This is a genomic window from Sinorhizobium saheli, from assembly GCF_001651875.1.
Lineage (GTDB): Bacteria > Pseudomonadota > Alphaproteobacteria > Rhizobiales > Rhizobiaceae > Sinorhizobium > Sinorhizobium saheli.
Map to the genome: position 1 here is coordinate 245,621 of NZ_LNQB01000073.1, position 16,386 is coordinate 262,006.

General features: G+C 65.0%; 14 protein-coding genes and 2 tRNA genes. 10 read left to right on the forward strand and 6 right to left on the reverse strand.

From position 1 onward, the window contains the following. Position 1: 1 nt before the first annotated feature. Together betB and betA are read left to right on the forward strand one after the other, a co-directional pair. Positions 2 to 1,465: a betaine-aldehyde dehydrogenase gene (betB, locus tag ATB98_RS14610; RefSeq protein ID WP_066874846.1), complete on the forward strand. Its 1,464-nt coding sequence runs from the start codon at positions 2 to 4 to the stop codon at positions 1,463 to 1,465. A 197-nt stretch (positions 1,466 to 1,662) separates the two neighbouring features. Beyond that, positions 1,663 to 3,312 carry a choline dehydrogenase gene (betA, locus tag ATB98_RS14615; RefSeq protein ID WP_066874848.1) on the forward strand — a complete coding sequence of 550 codons (1,650 nt, stop codon included), beginning with the start codon at positions 1,663 to 1,665 and terminating at the stop codon, positions 3,310 to 3,312. Between the two features lie 208 nt (positions 3,313 to 3,520). Here betA and ATB98_RS14620 read toward each other — a convergent pair whose 3' ends face one another. Further along, on the reverse strand, positions 3,521 to 4,003 hold the full coding sequence (locus tag ATB98_RS14620; RefSeq protein ID WP_066874850.1) for a DUF6644 family protein: 483 nt from the start codon (positions 4,001 to 4,003) through the stop codon (positions 3,521 to 3,523). Between the two features lie 2 nt (positions 4,004 to 4,005). After that, positions 4,006 to 4,392, reverse strand: a complete 387-nt coding sequence (locus tag ATB98_RS14625) for a DUF6152 family protein (RefSeq protein WP_066874852.1) — start codon at positions 4,390 to 4,392, stop codon at positions 4,006 to 4,008. Between the two features lie 256 nt (positions 4,393 to 4,648). Here ATB98_RS14625 and ATB98_RS14630 point away from each other — a divergent pair, with 256 nt between their 5' ends. Genes ATB98_RS14630 through cysN form a run of 3 tightly spaced genes read left to right on the forward strand, consistent with a single transcriptional unit; the run spans position 4,649 to position 7,943 of the window. Continuing rightward, positions 4,649 to 5,449: a phosphoadenylyl-sulfate reductase gene (locus tag ATB98_RS14630; RefSeq protein WP_327197920.1), complete on the forward strand. Its 801-nt coding sequence runs from the start codon at positions 4,649 to 4,651 to the stop codon at positions 5,447 to 5,449. A 44-nt stretch (positions 5,450 to 5,493) separates the two neighbouring features. Next, entirely contained in the window at positions 5,494 to 6,447 is a 954-nt protein-coding gene (gene cysD, locus ATB98_RS14635; protein ID WP_066874855.1) for a sulfate adenylyltransferase subunit CysD, read from the forward strand. Then, a complete protein-coding gene (gene cysN / locus ATB98_RS14640; protein WP_066874861.1) occupies positions 6,447 to 7,943 on the forward strand; it encodes a sulfate adenylyltransferase subunit CysN in 1,497 nt (498 codons plus the stop codon). Before cysD ends, cysN begins: the two co-directional genes overlap by 1 nt. 204 nt (positions 7,944 to 8,147) lie before the next feature. Here the strand turns inward: cysN and ATB98_RS14645 are convergent. After that, positions 8,148 to 8,224, reverse strand: a tRNA-Pro gene (locus tag ATB98_RS14645). A gap of 290 nt (positions 8,225 to 8,514) precedes the next feature. On the opposite strand from ATB98_RS14645, the gene ATB98_RS14650 reads away from it, so the two are divergent. Both ATB98_RS14650 and ATB98_RS30000 read left to right on the forward strand, forming a co-directional pair. After that, the gene (locus tag ATB98_RS14650; protein ID WP_066874862.1) at positions 8,515 to 8,928 is read left to right on the forward strand and encodes a hypothetical protein; all 414 of its coding nucleotides are present in this window, start codon (positions 8,515 to 8,517) and stop codon (positions 8,926 to 8,928) included. 93 nt (positions 8,929 to 9,021) lie between these two features. After that, positions 9,022 to 9,501 carry a hypothetical protein gene (locus ATB98_RS30000; RefSeq protein WP_234781917.1) on the forward strand — a complete coding sequence of 160 codons (480 nt, stop codon included), beginning with the start codon at positions 9,022 to 9,024 and terminating at the stop codon, positions 9,499 to 9,501. A gap of 42 nt (positions 9,502 to 9,543) precedes the next feature. On the opposite strand, the gene ATB98_RS14660 is transcribed toward ATB98_RS30000, so the two are convergent. Then, positions 9,544 to 9,618, reverse strand: a tRNA-Gln gene (locus ATB98_RS14660). Between the two features lie 435 nt (positions 9,619 to 10,053). On the opposite strand from ATB98_RS14660, the gene ATB98_RS14665 reads away from it, so the two are divergent. Further along, on the forward strand, positions 10,054 to 10,965 hold the full coding sequence (locus tag ATB98_RS14665) for an MBL fold metallo-hydrolase (RefSeq protein WP_066874863.1): 912 nt from the start codon (positions 10,054 to 10,056) through the stop codon (positions 10,963 to 10,965). A gap of 290 nt (positions 10,966 to 11,255) precedes the next feature. Here ATB98_RS14665 and ATB98_RS14670 read toward each other — a convergent pair whose 3' ends face one another. Further along, positions 11,256 to 12,164 carry a DUF1499 domain-containing protein gene (locus tag ATB98_RS14670; protein WP_066874866.1) on the reverse strand — a complete coding sequence of 303 codons (909 nt, stop codon included), beginning with the start codon at positions 12,162 to 12,164 and terminating at the stop codon, positions 11,256 to 11,258. Between the two features lie 417 nt (positions 12,165 to 12,581). On the opposite strand from ATB98_RS14670, the gene ATB98_RS14675 reads away from it, so the two are divergent. Together ATB98_RS14675 and ATB98_RS14680 are read left to right on the forward strand one after the other, a co-directional pair. After that, positions 12,582 to 12,971 carry a hypothetical protein gene (locus ATB98_RS14675; RefSeq protein ID WP_066874868.1) on the forward strand — a complete coding sequence of 130 codons (390 nt, stop codon included), beginning with the start codon at positions 12,582 to 12,584 and terminating at the stop codon, positions 12,969 to 12,971. A 178-nt stretch (positions 12,972 to 13,149) separates the two neighbouring features. Further along, complete coding sequence (locus tag ATB98_RS14680) at positions 13,150 to 13,431, forward strand: hypothetical protein (protein ID WP_066874872.1); 282 nt, start codon at positions 13,150 to 13,152, stop codon at positions 13,429 to 13,431. Between the two features lie 174 nt (positions 13,432 to 13,605). On the opposite strand, the gene ppdK is transcribed toward ATB98_RS14680, so the two are convergent. Then, a complete protein-coding gene (gene ppdK / locus ATB98_RS14685; protein WP_066874874.1) occupies positions 13,606 to 16,296 on the reverse strand; it encodes a pyruvate, phosphate dikinase in 2,691 nt (896 codons plus the stop codon). Positions 16,297 to 16,386 lie beyond the last annotated feature (90 nt).

Consider the following 16,386-nt stretch of genomic DNA (forward strand, 5'->3'; position numbering starts at 1 on the left):
CATGAGAGCCCAACCAAAAGCCTCGCACTTCATCGATGGCGAATATGTCGAGGATGCCGCCGGCACGGTGATCGAGAGCATCTACCCGGCGACCGGCGAAGTGATCGCCCGGCTGCATGCGGCAACGCCGGCGATCGTCGAGAAGGCGATCGCCGCCGCCAAGCGGGCGCAGCCGGAATGGGCGGCGATGAGCCCGACGGCGCGCGGCCGCATCCTGAAGCGCGCCGCCGAAATCATGCGCGAGAAGAACCGCGAGCTCTCCGAACTCGAGACGCTCGACACGGGCAAGCCGATCCAGGAGACGATCGTCGCCGACCCGACCTCGGGCGCCGACAGTTTCGAGTTCTTCGGCGGCATCGCTCCCGCAGCGCTTAACGGCGACTATATCCCGCTCGGGCAGGATTTCGCCTATACGAAGCGGGTGCCGCTCGGCGTCTGCGTCGGCATCGGCGCCTGGAACTACCCGCAGCAGATCGCCTGCTGGAAGGGGGCGCCGGCCCTCGTCGCCGGCAATGCGATGGTCTTCAAGCCGTCGGAGAACACCCCGCTCGGGGCGCTGAAGATCGCCGAGATCCTGATCGAGGCGGGCCTGCCCAAGGGCCTCTACAACGTCATCCAGGGCGATCGCTCGACAGGGCCGCTGCTCGTCAACCATCCGGACGTCGCCAAGGTGTCGCTGACCGGCTCCGTTCCGACCGGCAAAAAGGTAGCGGGGGCGGCCGCGGCCGAACTCAAGCACGTCACCATGGAGCTCGGCGGCAAGTCGCCGCTGATCGTCTTCGACGATGCCGATCTCGAAAGCGCCATCGGCGGCGCCATGCTCGGCAATTTCTATTCGACCGGCCAGGTCTGCTCGAACGGCACCCGCGTCTTCGTGCAGCGGAAGATCAAGGACGCCTTTCTCGCCCGGCTCAAGGCACGCACCGAGGCGATCGTCATCGGCGACCCGATGGACGAGGCGACGCAACTCGGGCCGATGGTCTCGCGCGCGCAGCGCGACAAGGTCTTCGCCTATATCGAGAAGGGCAAGGCCGAAGGCGCGCGGCTGGTCACCGGCGGCGGCATCCCCAACCATGTGAGCGGCGAAGGCACCTATATCCAGCCGACCGTCTTCGCCGACGTCACCGACGAGATGACGATCGCGCGCGAGGAGATCTTCGGCCCGGTCATGTGCGTGCTCGACTTCGACGACGAGGCGGAGGTCGTCGCCCGCGCGAATGCGACCGAGTTCGGCCTCTCCGCCGGCGTCTTCACCGCCGACCTCACCCGTGCCCACCGGGTGGTCGACCAACTCGAGGCCGGCACGCTGTGGATCAACACCTATAATCTCTGCCCGGTCGAAATTCCCTTCGGCGGCTCGAAGCAATCCGGCTTCGGCCGCGAGAATTCGGCCGCGGCGCTCAATCACTATACCGAGCTCAAGACCGTCTATGTCGGCATGGGGCCAGTGCAGGCGCCGTACTGAGATTTGCAATTTTGCCCCTCACCCTAACCCTCTCCCCGCTCGCGGGGAGAGGGGACTAAGGCAGCTCGGCGAGCGCTTTCTTCGCAAGCGTCAGAGGGAGCGAGACCGCCACCACAAGTCCCTTCTCCCCGCGAGCGGGGAGAAGGTGGCGGCAGCCGGATGAGGGGCAATCCTCGACATACAGAAAGACAACGCTTATGCAGGCAGATTTCGTCATCATCGGTTCCGGCTCGGCCGGCTCGGCGCTCGCCTACCGCCTGTCGGAGGACGGCAAGCATTCGGTCATCGTGCTGGAGTTCGGCGGTTCGGACGTCGGCCCGTTCATCCAGATGCCGGCCGCACTCGCCTGGCCGATGAGCATGAGCCGCTACAATTGGGGCTATCTCTCCGAACCGGAGCCGAACCTCAACAACCGGCGCATCACGGCGCCGCGCGGCAAGGTGATCGGCGGCTCCTCCTCGATCAACGGCATGGTCTATGTGCGCGGCCATGCGGAAGACTTCAACCGCTGGGAGGAGCTCGGCGCCCATGGCTGGGCCTATGCGGACGTGCTGCCCTATTTCAAGCGGATGGAACATTCGCATGGCGGCGAGGACGGCTGGCGCGGCACCGATGGCCCGCTGCACGTCCAGCGCGGTCCGGTCAAGAACCCCCTCTTCCATGCCTTCATCGAGGCGGGAAAGCAGGCCGGCTTCGAAGTCACTGAGGACTATAACGGTTCGAAGCAGGAAGGCTTCGGCCTCATGGAGCAGACGACCTGGCGGGGCCGCCGCTGGTCGGCCGCGTCAGCCTACTTGAAGCCGGCGCTGAAACGCGCCAATGTCGAGCTCGTCCGCTGCTTCGCCCGTCAGGTCGTCATCGAGAACGGCCGGGCGACCGGCGTCGAGATCGAGCGCGGCGGCCGCGTCGAGGTGGTGAAGGCCAATCGCGAGGTAATCGTCTCGGCCTCCTCCTTCAACTCCCCGAAACTCTTGATGCTCTCCGGCATCGGCCCGGCGGCGCACCTCAAGGACATGGGCATCGAGGTGAAGGCCGACCGTCCCGGCGTCGGCCAGAACCTGCAGGACCACATGGAGTTCTATTTCCAGCAGGTAAGCACCAAGCCGGTGTCGCTCTATTCCTGGCTGCCGTGGTTCTGGCAGGGGGTCGCCGGCGCACAATGGCTGTTCTTCAAGAGGGGCCTCGGCATTTCCAACCAGTTCGAGTCCTGCGCCTTCCTGCGCTCCGCACCGGGCGTCAAGCAGCCGGACATCCAGTACCACTTCCTGCCGGTGGCGATCAGCTATGACGGCAAGGCGGCGGCGAACACCCACGGCTTCCAGGTCCATGTCGGCTACAACCTGTCGAAGTCGCGCGGTAGCGTCACGCTCCGCGCCGCCGATCCGAAGGCCGATCCGGTGATCCGCTTCAACTATATGAGCCACCCGGAGGATTGGGAGAAATTCCGCCATTGCGTGCGCCTCACGCGCGAGATCTTCGGCCAGAAGGCCTTCGACCTCTATCGCGGGCCGGAAATCCAGCCGGGCGAGAAGGTCCGGACGGACGAGGAGATCGACGCCTTCCTGCGCGAGCACCTCGAAAGCGCCTATCACCCCTGCGGCACCTGCAAGATGGGTTCGAAGGACGATCCGATGGCGGTGGTCGACCCGGAAACGCGGGTGATCGGCGTCGAGGCCCTGCGCGTCGTCGACTCCTCGATCTTCCCGCACATCACCTACGGCAACCTCAACGCCCCGTCGATCATGACCGGCGAGAAGGCCGCCGACCACATCCTCGGCAAGCAGCGGCTCGCCCGCTCGAACCAGGAGCCATGGATCAATCCGCGCTGGGCGGTGAGCGACCGGTAGATCACAAAAGAGAGTAAGACCCCTCCCCAACTCCTCCGCACAGGTGGGAGGGGTTAATTTGCCACCCCCACTCCGCCTTCTGGATCGTTCCAGCGCGGGTCGAACTTGGAATTGGCAGTCGGGCGCGGCTGGCACCAAAGCCCCTCCCACCTGTGGGGAGGGGTTGGGGAGGGGCTTTTCTCAGGCGAGGCGTTGATGCCCGCTTTCGCTACTCCAGCAGGAAGCCGATCCATCGGCCGGCGACGACGGCGCCGGGCCAGATCATCAAGGATAGCCATGCCGAGAGGCGTACCCTCGAGGAGAGCGGTCCGCCCCTGACGGCGGCGCGCCACTGCGGCGCCAGCTGCAACAGGACCGCGTTGGCGACGCCGAGGGCGAGCAGCGTCATCTTGGCGAGGAAGGCGGGATTGCCGGCATACTCACGCGGATTGACACTGAAGAGGCAGAAGCCGGTGGCGATCGCCAGCGCAACCCCGACGGCTGCTGCGCGCGAAAGGAACGGCCCGATCACTTCGACAGGCACTTTCCCGAAGAGGCCGATCAGCCGCAGGTCCAGCGGCAGGATCGAGCCGATGATGATCCCGATCGACAGGATATGCGCAGCATTGACGAAGATGTAGAGGGTTGCCGAGCGCCGTATCGCCACCGCGAAGGGCAGCGCCCCGATCCCCTCGAGTAGATCCGCCCCCATCGTCAGTTCGTCTGTATACGCTCCGGATAGATGTCATAGACCTTTCCGGCCACCGTAATCCGGACGGCCTTCATCCTTTTCTCGGCCCCGTCCAGCGAGCGGTTGCCGAGCGCGACGATCGGGTCGCCAACTTTCGCGACGCCCTCGACGAAGCCGGAGCGTTCCGTCAGCCGCGGATTACCCAGTTCGACCAGCCAAAGGCCGTCATTCTTCGTTTCAACCCTGAGCGTCGGATGCGGCGGCGCCATCGAAATCTCGCGGATCGTGCCGGAGAGCTCGATCTGGTCGGCCTCCGCCCAGGACCAGCCGTGGTGAGCATAGGCGCCCGTCACCAGAAGCAATCCGAGGACGCTTCCAAGAACGGCGCGACTGGACAAGGACTGGATCATTTGCGCCTCCCTTCATTTCTTCCGCATTGATCAAGCACAAGCTGGAGCAGACGGCGAGAAAGGACAGAGCCTTCAACAATTCTTGAACGGCCGGCCGACGCGTCGGCTCCCGAGAGGACGGAGGAACGTATCTTCGTGCCCTCACGCCGCGCAGAGATAATCTACTAATTTACTAGGTTTTCTTAGAACTTTATCGATCAGAGAGATATTTGCTCTGATCTCGGGGCAATAGAAATCCGTTTTTCTGTCCTTTGCCGTGAGCGGCTGCGATATTCCGGTCAAATTGCAACAGGATCGAGCCATGACGACGCAATCCCTCGAAGCCAAAGCGAAGGCGCTCAACGACGAGCTCGAAGGCCTGGACCTTGCCGGCCGGCTGGCGCTCGTTGCCGGGCTCGACGGCCGCGCGGTTTTCACCACCTCGCTCGGCATCGAGGATCAGGTCATCACCGCCGCGATCGGCAGCAACCGCCTCGCCATCGACGTGGCGACGCTGAAGACCGGGCGCCTTTTCAACGAGACCGTTGCCCTCGTCGACAAGACCGAGGAGACCTACGGCATCCTGATCAAGCGCTATCACCCCGAAAAGGCCGATATCGAGGCCTATGTGGCGCAATACGGCATGAACGGCTTCTACGAGAGCGTCGAGGCAAGGCATGCCTGCTGCGGCGTGCGCAAGCTGAAGCCGCTCGCGCGGGCGCTCGAAGGGGCAAGTTATTGGATCACGGGGCTCCGCCGCGGCCAGTCGGGCAACCGGGCAACGACGCCCTTTGCCGAGGCCGACCTCGAGCGCGGCCTGATCAAGATCAATCCGCTCGCGGACTGGGACATCGAAACGATCCGCGCCCATGTCGCGGCCAATGCCATTCCCGTCAACCCGCTGCACAGCCGCGGCTATCCCTCGATCGGCTGCGAGCCCTGCACCCGCGCCATCAAGCCCGGCGAGCCGGAGCGTGCCGGCCGCTGGTGGTGGGAGAACGACGAGAAGCGCGAATGCGGCCTGCATGTCGCCGAAGCGGCTTCCTCCGTCATCCCGAATGCCAGCAGCGCCGCCTGACGGACGCCACAGCCTAAAAACGAATATTCTCCCCGGAGTCTGCAATGCCCCATCTTTATCCGGAAACGGAACTGCATAATCCGCAGAGCGCGAAGCCGCCGCTCGATCCGCATCTGAAGGCACTCGAAAACGAAGCGATCCACATCTTCCGTGAGGTCGCGGCGGAATTCGAGCGGCCGGTGATGCTCTACTCGATCGGCAAGGACTCTTCCGTGCTCCTGCACCTGGCGCGCAAGGCCTTCTATCCCGGCCGCGTCCCCTTCCCGCTGCTCCACGTCGACACCGGCTGGAAGTTCCGCGAGATGATCGCCTTCCGCGACGAGATGGTCGAGAAATACGATCTCGACCTCGTCGTCCATACCAACCCCCGCGGCGCGGCCGAGAACATCTCGCCCTTCTCGCATGGTTCGGCGCTCTATACCGACATCATGAAGACCGAGGCGCTGCGCCAGGCGCTCGATGCCGGCCAGTACGACGCCGCCTTCGGCGGCGCGCGCCGCGACGAGGAGGCGAGCCGCGCCAAGGAGCGCATCTACTCCTTCCGCACGCCGGACCATCGCTGGGACCCGCGCAACCAGCGCCCGGAACTCTGGAACATCTATAACGGCATGATCCGCAAGGGCGAGAGCGTGCGCGCCTTCCCGCTCTCCAACTGGACCGAGGTCGACATCTGGCGCTACATCCAGGCGGAAGAGATCCCGATCGTGCCGCTCTACTTTGCCAAGAAGCGCCCGATCGTCGAGCGCGACGGCATGATGATCCTCGCCGAGGATCCGCGCCTCGAGCTCCTTCCGGGCGAGGTGAAGCGCGAGGAGGTCATCCGCTTCCGCACGCTCGGCTGCTTCCCGCTGACGGGCGCGATCCGCTCCGGCGCGACGACGCTCGACGATATCATTTCCGAACTTGAAACCGCGACCGTCTCCGAACGCCAGGGCCGCGCCATCGACCGCGACCAGGCCGGCTCGATGGAAAAGAAGAAACGCGAGGGATATTTCTGATGACCGCACCGGCACTAGCGAACGCAGCCCTGGACGAAACCGCCGTTGCGCATCCCTCACAGGAGCCGGCGCGGGTCGCGCGGGATTCCCGCCCGCTTCGCCTCATCACCTGCGGCAGCGTCGACGACGGCAAGTCGACGCTGATCGGCCGGCTGCTCTGGGACACCAAGGCGGTCAAGGAAGACCAGGCGGCGAGCCTGCAGCGCGATTCCAACGGCAAGCAGAACGATCTCGGCCTGCCCGATTTCGCGCTGCTTCTCGACGGCCTGCAGGCCGAGCGCGAACAGGGCATCACCATCGACGTCGCCTATCGCTACTTCTCGACCGACAAGCGCTCCTTCATCGTCGCCGATACGCCCGGCCACGAGCAATATACCCGCAACATGGCAACCGGCGCCTCGACTGCCGACCTCGCCGTGCTGCTCGTCGATGCGCGCGCAGGCCTCCTCGAGCAGACCCGCCGCCACGCGACGATCGCGACGCTGATGGGCATCAAGCAGTTCGTGCTCGCCGTCAACAAGATCGACCTTACCGACTACGACCGCGCCCGCTTCGAGCAGATCTCGCACGAATTCAGGGAACTGGCGCTGTCGCTCGGCGTGCGCCAGGTGACCGCAATCCCGGTTTCGGCGCTGAAGGGCGAGAACGTCGTCTATGACGGCCGCGCCTCCATGCCCTGGTATGACGGCCCGACGCTGATCGAAGTGCTGGAGCTTGCGACCACCCGCTCCGCCCAGACCGTCGGCTTCCGCCTGCCGGTGCAGCGCGTATCGCGCCCGGGAGAGAGCTTCCGCGGCTATCAGGGCACCGTTGCCGGCGGCTCGGTGAAGCCGGGCGATTCGGTCGTGGTGCTGCCCTCCGGCATGGTCGCCAACGTCACCAAGATCGTCACCTTCGACCTCGTGCGCAACGCCGCGGTCGCCGGCGACGCGATCACGCTGGTGCTCGACCGGCAGGTGGACGTTTCCCGCGGCGACGTCATCGCGACGATCGACAGCCAGCCGATGACCGGCCTTGCCTTCGACGCGCAGCTCGTGGCGCTGCAGCCCGAAGGCATCCAGCCGGGCAAGCGCTACTGGCTGAAATCCGGCAGCCGCCGCCAGCGCGTGCAGGTGCAGCCGGTAAGCCAGCTCGAGCTCAAGAGCGGCAAGTGGAACCACGCCGACGAGCTGCCGATGAACGCGATCGGCAAGGTGCACCTCGCCTTTGACGAGCAGGCGATCTTCGACACCTATGAGCAGAACCGCACGACCGGCGCCTTCATCCTGATCGACCCGGACACCAACAACACGGTCGCCGGCGGCATGATCACCGCCAAGCGCGCCGCACTCGGCGGCATCCACGCCGACGAGAGCCGCGTGATCCTGTCGCTGCCGGCCGACCTCGCCGATCAGCTGATGGCAACGGAGCTCTTCGCAAGCCGCCGCGAAGACGCCGAGGTTCGCCGCGTCACCGCCGCCAAAGCGGTCGAGATCATCGACACGATCGACGAGTGACCTAAAAATCCCAAGACATGAAAAAGGGGCCAATCGGCCCCTTTTTCATGTGCAGGCTGGTGCCTGATCTCGATCTGTGAGGGCAGAAGGGCGTGACATGCGTCCGGAAGATCGAGCACGCCGTCGACGAACTTCGCGTCGAGCGCCGTCGTCTTCGGCGGCACCGGATGCCGCACATACAGCCTGCTAAGGGATTGATTTGGCTGGTCGGAGTGGCGTGATTCGAACACGCGACCCCCACGTCCCGAACGTGGTGCGCTACCAGACTGCGCTACACTCCGTGACCAGCGGCGCCTCTATAGAACAGCATTTTCGATTTCACAAGCGCTTGGGCTTAAAAAAGAACAGGGCCCGCCAAAAAAATTTCGCCGGTGGAAAACCGCCCTCGCCGCTTCCCCGGAGCGGGCAATAGGGCGTTTCTGCAACGCTTCGGATTTTCCTCGAGCGGAGCGCTCCGAGGCAATTTTCTTTCCTCTGTTTTGGCGCTAGAGCCTCGGCGGAACGCTAGGAAACCCGGGGGACGACCGGACTTCCGCGCTGCAGGTTTCAGGATAGTCAGAGGGACAAAGACATGAATTTCCGCATGATGACGGCGGCCGGCCTCCTGCTGGCGCTCGCCGGCTGCACGACGACGACCGGGGTGGCCAGGAACGCGGTCGAGAGCCGCTGGCTCGGCCAGCCGGCCGGCACCTTCTTCGCCCAGTTCGGCCCGCCGATCTCCGACGCCGAAGCCGGCAGCGACACCGTCTACAGCTGGAAGGGCGGCTACAAGACCCGCAAGGTCCCGGCCGAATACGAGAAGACCGCCGACGGCAAGCGCGGCAAGCGCATCTCCCCGGCCCGCACGGAATATCTGAGCTGCTCTGTCCAGCTCACCGTCTCCTCCGACTACGTCATCCGCTCGATCCGCCTCGTCGGCGACCGCAAGCGCCCGAACGGCCCGAGCTGGTGCGAGGAGTTCTTGGGTGGCGCGAAGGCGGAGTGATGCGGCCAAGCGGCTTTGAATTCGATGCCCCCACCGATGAGGTTCAGTGGGGGCTGCTCGGACGCAACCAGAGGCATAAGGATCGGGTCTCGAGTGTCTGCACCGATTTTCGACCAGTATCGAACAGCACTGACATTGCGGCCCTTGTCCTCAGTTTGGCGGGGCCATGGCTCAGCGATATTTCTGGAGTTTGGCCGACTGTCTCCCGAGTCCAGACGCGACGGCTCGGCCGGAAATCCACGCGGCGAATACACTGTGATGATCGAATGGAGTTGGCGGATAGAAGGTGAAAACTCGATCATCTGCGGCAGCTGGAGTGACGAACAGGACTGGGACGGCGCTTTCAAGTCACTCGTCGGCCGCCAAGTTCAGGACATATCGTTGTATGGCAGGCTACCGGAATTATCGATTCAGTTGTCCGGTGGAATTTACGTTGCCTCGTTCATGACCGCAGGGGGACAGCCCGCATGGGCGATCATCTGCAATGCACCTGAAGGTCGTCAAACGCGCTTCATCTCCGTTGAGAACGGTGGTGTGATTGAAGGCGTGGACTATGGCTCCGCGCGACGCTAGCCCCGCTTCCTGCTGACATTCGGCTTTTTTAGACAAGAACAGTGGCTGGGGCGCCTGGATTCGAACCAGGGAATGGCGGTACCAAAAACCGCTGCCTTACCGCTTGGCTACGCCCCAACTTGAAGCCGGCGAGCAATCACCTCGCCAAATCGAGCGCCTGATTAGCAAAGCTCGTGCATGCTCACAATGCTTAACTTCGGTTTCAGCCCAGAATTTGTTGTGTGCGCGCGCGTTGGTCCCGACGTCCCTTGTGTCAACGCAGCTCATTGATCGCAACAATTCGAGCAGGCGCACCGGTTTCCTCCTGCCTGCCTTTGGCCTATTGTCGCGACGCAAATGGGATCGAGCCGACGTCGTTCATCGACATGACTTGCCCCTCATCCGCCTGCCGGCACCTTCTCCCCGCGGGCGGGGAGAAGGGAGGTGTGGCACGCTCTCAGTCCCCTCTCCTCGCAAGCGGGGAGAGGGCTAGTCCTCGGGTTAAACCCGAGGAGAGGGGCAATCATGCCGTTCATCGAGATCGAGTATAGGTGAGGCGCAAGGAAGAAACGCATGCAAGGACCGGATTTCGACCTCGATTTCAAGCCTGCCCATGGCGAGGCAGTGCCGGTCGCAGACGGCGTTCAGCGCATCACCGTCAACAATCCCGGCCCCTTCACCTTTCACGGCACCAATAGCTACATCGTCGGCCGGCGCTCGGTCGCTGTGATCGATCCGGGGCCGGAGGACGAGGCGCATTTCCGGGCGCTGATGGCGGCACTCGAGGGGCGCGAGGTCACCCATATCGCCGTCAGCCACACGCATCGCGACCACTCCCCCCTTGCCCGGCGGCTGAAGGAGGCGACGGGGGCACTGATCGTCGGCGAAGGCCCGCATCGGGCGGCCCGTCCCTTGCATGCCGGCGAGGTCAATCCCTTCGCCGAAAGCTCGGACATGGAATTCGCGCCCGATATCGCGCTTGTCGACGGCGCGCGCATCGAGGGCGACGGTTGGAGCATGACGGGGGTCGCCACGCCGGGGCACACGGCCAACCACATGGCCTTTGCGCTCGACGGCACCGGCATCCTCTTTTCCGCCGATCACGTCATGGCCTGGGCGACGAGCATCGTCGCGCCGCCGGACGGCGCCATGGCCGACTACATGACCTCGCTCGATAAGCTTCTCCAGCGCGACGACCGGCTCTATCTTCCCGGCCATGGCGGCCCCGTCACCGAACCCGCCGCCTTCGTCCGGGCGCTGAGGGCGCACCGCAAAATGCGCGAGCGCGCCGTGCTCGAGCGCCTGCGCGCAGGCGACCGGAAGATCCCGGACATGGTGAAGGTGATCTATGCCTCGACCGATCCGCGGCTGCACGGCGCCGCAGCGCTTTCGCTGCTTGCCCATATCGAGGATCTGATCGAACGGGGCCGCGTCGTCACCGACGGTCCGCCGTCGCTCCTCGGCGAATATCGGCTGGCGACCTGACCATTGGGCTTGGCTGTCGCAGGGATCCAGCAGCGCCGCGTCCGTGGCGCGGAAAAGCTGTCTCAGCCCAGGGACTTGGGCGGACTGGATTGCTGTGATGAGCACAAGAAACACGGCGGGGCAGTATCGCCACACCACAACCGCCGAGGCAGCAATGGCTGCAGTCGTGTCTCGTGAACGCATGTCGCTTTAGAGCGGAGTGCGCTCGCATACCTTCGCGCCACTGCTCTATCTGTTGGTTTTGCCGTATTCGTGCGACGCCAGGTGATCCCACCTGACTGCAAAATGCTTTAGTCGCCGGCGATCCCCAGCAGTTCGGCGTCGAGCGCCCGTAGGAACTCTTCCGCAAAGGCGGCGCTCATGCCGAGATCGTGCTGGCCGTAGCGCGACGCGACGCGCACGTCGACAAAGGTCGTCTCCGCCTCCTCGCGCAGCCTGATCAGCACGTCGAAGCGGAACCCGACGACGAGGGTGCGCCATTCGCCCTGCAGCACGATATCGCCGGAGCGCCGGCCGGGGATGATGCCGTCGATATCAGGGGCGGGCCGCGCTGCGGGCACCGGAATGACATCCAGCTCCGTGTTCGCATCCGCCCCGGCGCCGGGCCGCACGGCAAGGTCCCCGAGGTCGGGCCGCGCATTCTCGACCCCGAGTTCGGCGGTGGCGGAGATGCGCGTTGCCTCGACGACCTTGCGCACCCCCTGGAACACCCGGTCGAGCGCACCGTCGTAGCGCCTGCCGGTGAGGCCGGGATAGGCGGCGATCTGGGCTTCGCGGTCCCCGGGCGTCACGGCCGGATTGCGCTTGATCCAGCTCGCCTGCGTCTCCGGCTGCCGGATCCAGGGTGGCGGCGTCACGGTGTCGGTGCTGATATCGTAGATCGCCGGCAGGGTCATGTACTGCACGGCGCCGTAGCCAAGGAAACCGAGCGGAAGCGCCGCGTAGAAAAGCGCCGACACCGAAGCCTTGCCGCCGATCGCCGCCACCTGCCAGAGGCGCGTCAACCCGACCGCAGCGAGCACGACGGCAAGAAGCGCCAGCGCGCCGGCGAAAAGCGCCAGCGCCAGAAAATGCGGCGTGGTCAGCGGACCGAAGCGATGCGCCAGGAGCGACAGCAGCGAAAGCACGAAGGCGATACGGGCGAACCGGCGCGCCCAGTGGGCGGCATGGGAATAGGGACGTTCGTAGCGAACAAGCATCTAACGGAATCAATCCCCGAGGCGGAACAGACCCCGCCTTCTTACTGCATGAATTGCGAAATCGGAATCGATTTCGGAATTTCGGGACGGAGGTTCGTGGGGCACGGAACGTGAGCACTCCCCGCAAGAGCGGAATTTCCGGTTGTATCAATCATGCCCTGCTGCTCTTGCGCGAGCGCCGCAAATTCGCCATTCTCGTTAACGACTTATTAAGGTTCGGGATTCCGATCGCGGCCGCCGCGACCGGGCAAGTCAAACCGGAAGCCACAGCACCGCGCGTCTTGTCGGACGCGCAAAGGTCGCCGTAGCACTTTGAATTGCTGCCTGTCCTCGTCCTTCAATCGCGGTCGATCGAAGGAGACATGCAGCAGGCCGGCGCCGGACACAGGAGGCGCCGCCAACCAACGGAGAGTCAACATGGCCGCAGCGCAGACAACCATGGATACCGCCCTCCCTGCCCCGCCGATCGCCGCCGCAGACGCCGCGCTGCCGATGGCCCTTCTCGAGCTGGAGCTTTCCCTTGATCGCTTTTCCGGCAACAAGGACGATTTTACCGGTTTCGTCCGGACCGTGGCGGACGACATCGGCGGCGAGTTCCTCTTCGCCCTGCCGGCCTCCGGCCTCGTCGACGATTGCCTGACGATCGCCGCCTTGCGTCATGGCGAGACCGACGGGAAGGCGCCGATGATCCTCTTCGTTTGCCTCGACAAGGATGGCAGCACCGTTCGCGTCGAGCAGCCGGGCGAGCGCACCGCGGGCCTCAAGAGCTTCACCGAGGCCTTCGTCGGCGTCCTGGAGCGCATCTGAAGGCGCGGCCCGATTGACCGGCCGTGCCGGTCGGGCGCATGATATCGTTCGATTGAATCGCGCCCCACGGACTTGTCACGCGTCGGCGCCAAGCGCCCTCTCGGCGTGCAGCGATCGCCCCACCACTTTGGCCGCCGGTCCCGGTCGTCGCAAGCGGGCGCCGATCAGGAGGGCGAGGATGAAAGGCATGACCACGAGACTGTTGACGGTTGCGGCGGCCGGGCTGCTCATTGCCGCATGCCAGAGCATGACGCCGGAAGAGCGCCGAGCGAGGGACGAGAATACCTGCGCCTCCTACGGCTTCCGCCGCGGCACCGACGCATTCGCCGCCTGTCTGCAGCGTATCGACCTCGACCGCCGCGCCGAAAGGCGCGCCTTCCGCTACAGCAACGACCCGCTGATCTGGGGCCCGTACTACCACCCGGTCGTCATCGAGCGGCGCGTGATCGTAAGGCAGTGATTGCACCGTCATGGCTGAAACTGACTTGCCCCTCTCCTCGGGTTTAACGCGAGGACTCTTCCCGCACGCGGGGAGAGGGGACGAAGGCGGCGCCGCAAGTCCCTTCTCCCCGTCAAAACGGGGAGAAGGTGTCGGCAGGCGGATGAGGGGCGCGCGGGCCGGCAGCAGAACCCGTCAGCTCGCGGCCATCGCCACGACCTTGCCGTTGCCCTTGATCGCCGCCTGCGCGGCCGCAAGCCGGGCAATCGGCACCCGGAAGGGCGAGCAGGAGACATAGTCGAGACCGGCCTCTTCGCAGAAGCGGATCGAGGCGGGGTCGCCGCCGTGCTCGCCGCAAATGCCGAGCTTCAGGCCGTTCTTGCTGCGCCGGCCGCGTTCCGCGGCGATCTGGATCAACTCGCCCACCCCGTCGAAGTCGAGCGAGACGAAGGGATCCTGCTCGATGATGCCCTTCTGCTGGTAGGTGGCGAGAAAAAGAGCGGCGTCGTCGCGCGAGATGCCGAAGGTGGTCTGCGTCAGGTCGTTGGTGCCGAAGGAGAAGAAGTCGGCCGACTCGGCGATCGTGTCCGCCCGGAGCGCCGCACGCGGCAGTTCGATCATCGTGCCGATCAGGTAGTCGATCTTCACGCCGGCCTCGCCGATGACCTCCCTGGCAACGGCCTCGATCCGCTCCTTGACGTAGTCGAGCTCGGCGCGCAGGCCGACGAGCGGCACCATGATCTCGGGAACGACGGCGGCACCGGTGTCGCGGGCAGCCTCGACCGCCGCCTCGAAGATGGCGCGCGCCTGCATCTCGACGATTTCCGGATGGGAGATCGCCAGGCGGCAGCCGCGATGCCCGAGCATCGGATTGAACTCGTGCAGGGCCTCGACGCGCTGGCGCAACTCGGCGGCATCGAGCGCCAGCACCCGGGCGACGTCGGCGATTTCCTCGTCGGTCTTCGGCAGGAATTCGTGCAACGGCGGATCGAGGAGGCGGATCGTCACCGGCAGGCCGTGCATGATCGAGAAGAGCTCGACGAAATCCGAGCGCTGCATCGGCAGGAGCTTCGCAAGCGCTGCCCGCCGGCCGTCCTCGTCCTCCGCCAGGATCATCTCCCGCATCACATTGATGCGGTCGTCCTCGAAGAACATGTGCTCGGTGCGGCAGAGGCCGATGCCCTCGGCGCCGAAGGAACGGGCGGCGCGGGCATCCGCCGGCGTCTCGGCATTGGTGCGCACGGTCATGCGGCGGGTCCTGTCGGCCCATTGCATGATCTTGCCGAAATCGCCGGAAAGCTCCGGCTGCAGCATAGGGATTTCTCCCTTCAGCACCTGGCCGGAGGAGCCGTCGATGGTGATCACCTCGCCCTTCTTGAGCGTGACGCTCGCCGCGATCATGAGCTCGTTGCGGTGATCGACGCGGATATTGCCGGCGCCGGAGACGCAAGGCGTGCCCATGCCGCGTGCGACGACGGCCGCGTGGCTCGTCATGCCGCCGCGCGTCGTCAAGATGCCCTCGGCGGCGTGCATGCCATGGATATCTTCCGGGCTGGTCTCGACGCGCACGAGGATGACCTTGCGGCCCTCCTTGACGGCATGCACCGCCTCCTCGGAGGTGAAGACGATCTCGCCGGTCGCAGCACCGGGCGAGGCCGGCAGGCCGGAACCGATAATGTCGCGGCGGGCACGCGGGTCGATGGTCGGGTGCAGCAACTGGTCGAGCGAGGCCGGATCGATACGCGCAACCGCCTCCTCCTTCGAGATCAGCCCCTCCTCGGCCATGTCGACGGCGATCTTCAGGGCCGCCTTGGCAGTGCGCTTGCCGGAGCGCGTCTGCAGCATCCACAGCTTGCCGCGCTCGATCGTGAACTCCAGATCCTGCATGTCGCGATAGTGCCGCTCGAGCGTCTCGCAGATCTCGGCGAACTCGGCAAAGGCCTCGGGCATCAGCTTTTCGAGCGACGGCCTGTCCGATTCGGAAGCGATGCGGGCCGCCTCGGTGATGTTCTGCGGCGTGCGGATGCCGGCGACGACATCCTCCCCCTGGGCGTTGACGAGGAACTCGCCGTAAAGCTCCTTCTCACCGGTCGAGGGGTTGCGGGTGAAGGCGACGCCGGTCGCCGACGAATTGCCGAGATTGCCGAAGACCATGGCCTGGACATTGACCGCGGTGCCCCAGCCGGAGGGAATGCCGTGCAGGTGGCGATAGGTGACCGCGCGCGGGTTCATCCAGCTCGAGAAAACGGCGCCGATCGCGCCCCAGAGCTGTACCTCGGGATCCTGCGGAAAGGGCTCGCCCAGCGCCTCCTCGATCGCCTCCTTGTAGCGCGAGATGACGTGCTGCCATTCGACGGCGGAAAGCTCCGTGTCCTGCTCGTGGCCGAGCCGCGCCTTCTCGTCCTCGAGAATCTCCTCGAAGACATCGTGGTCGAGGCCCATGACGACATCGCCATACATCTGAATGAAGCGCCGGTAGCTGTCCCAGGCAAAGCGAGCGTCGCCGGCATCATGGCCGAGGGCATGCACGGACTGGTCGTTGAGGCCGAGGTTCAGGACCGTATCCATCATTCCCGGCATCGAGGCGCGCGCACCGGAGCGGACCGAGAGCAGCAGCGGATGGGTGGTGTCGCCGAAGACGCGGCCGGTGATTTCCTCCATGCGGGCAATGCCGTCACGCACCTGCCCGCGCAGGCCCTCCGGCATGGTCCGGCCATTGTCGAAATAGCTGTTGCAGGCATCCGTGATGATCGTGAGCCCCGGCGGCACGGGCAGGCCGAGATTGCACATCTCCGCCAGATTGGCGCCCTTGCCCCCGAGCCTGTCGCGGCCCTTCGCGCCCCCTTCGGCCTTGCCTCCGCCGAAGGTGTAAACCCACTTCGTCATGCCTGTTCTCCACCCAGAAACAGCTTTTCGAGACGATCTACAGTATATGGTTCGCACTGAAAATGCACTCGGCGAAGATTTTTGCTGCGG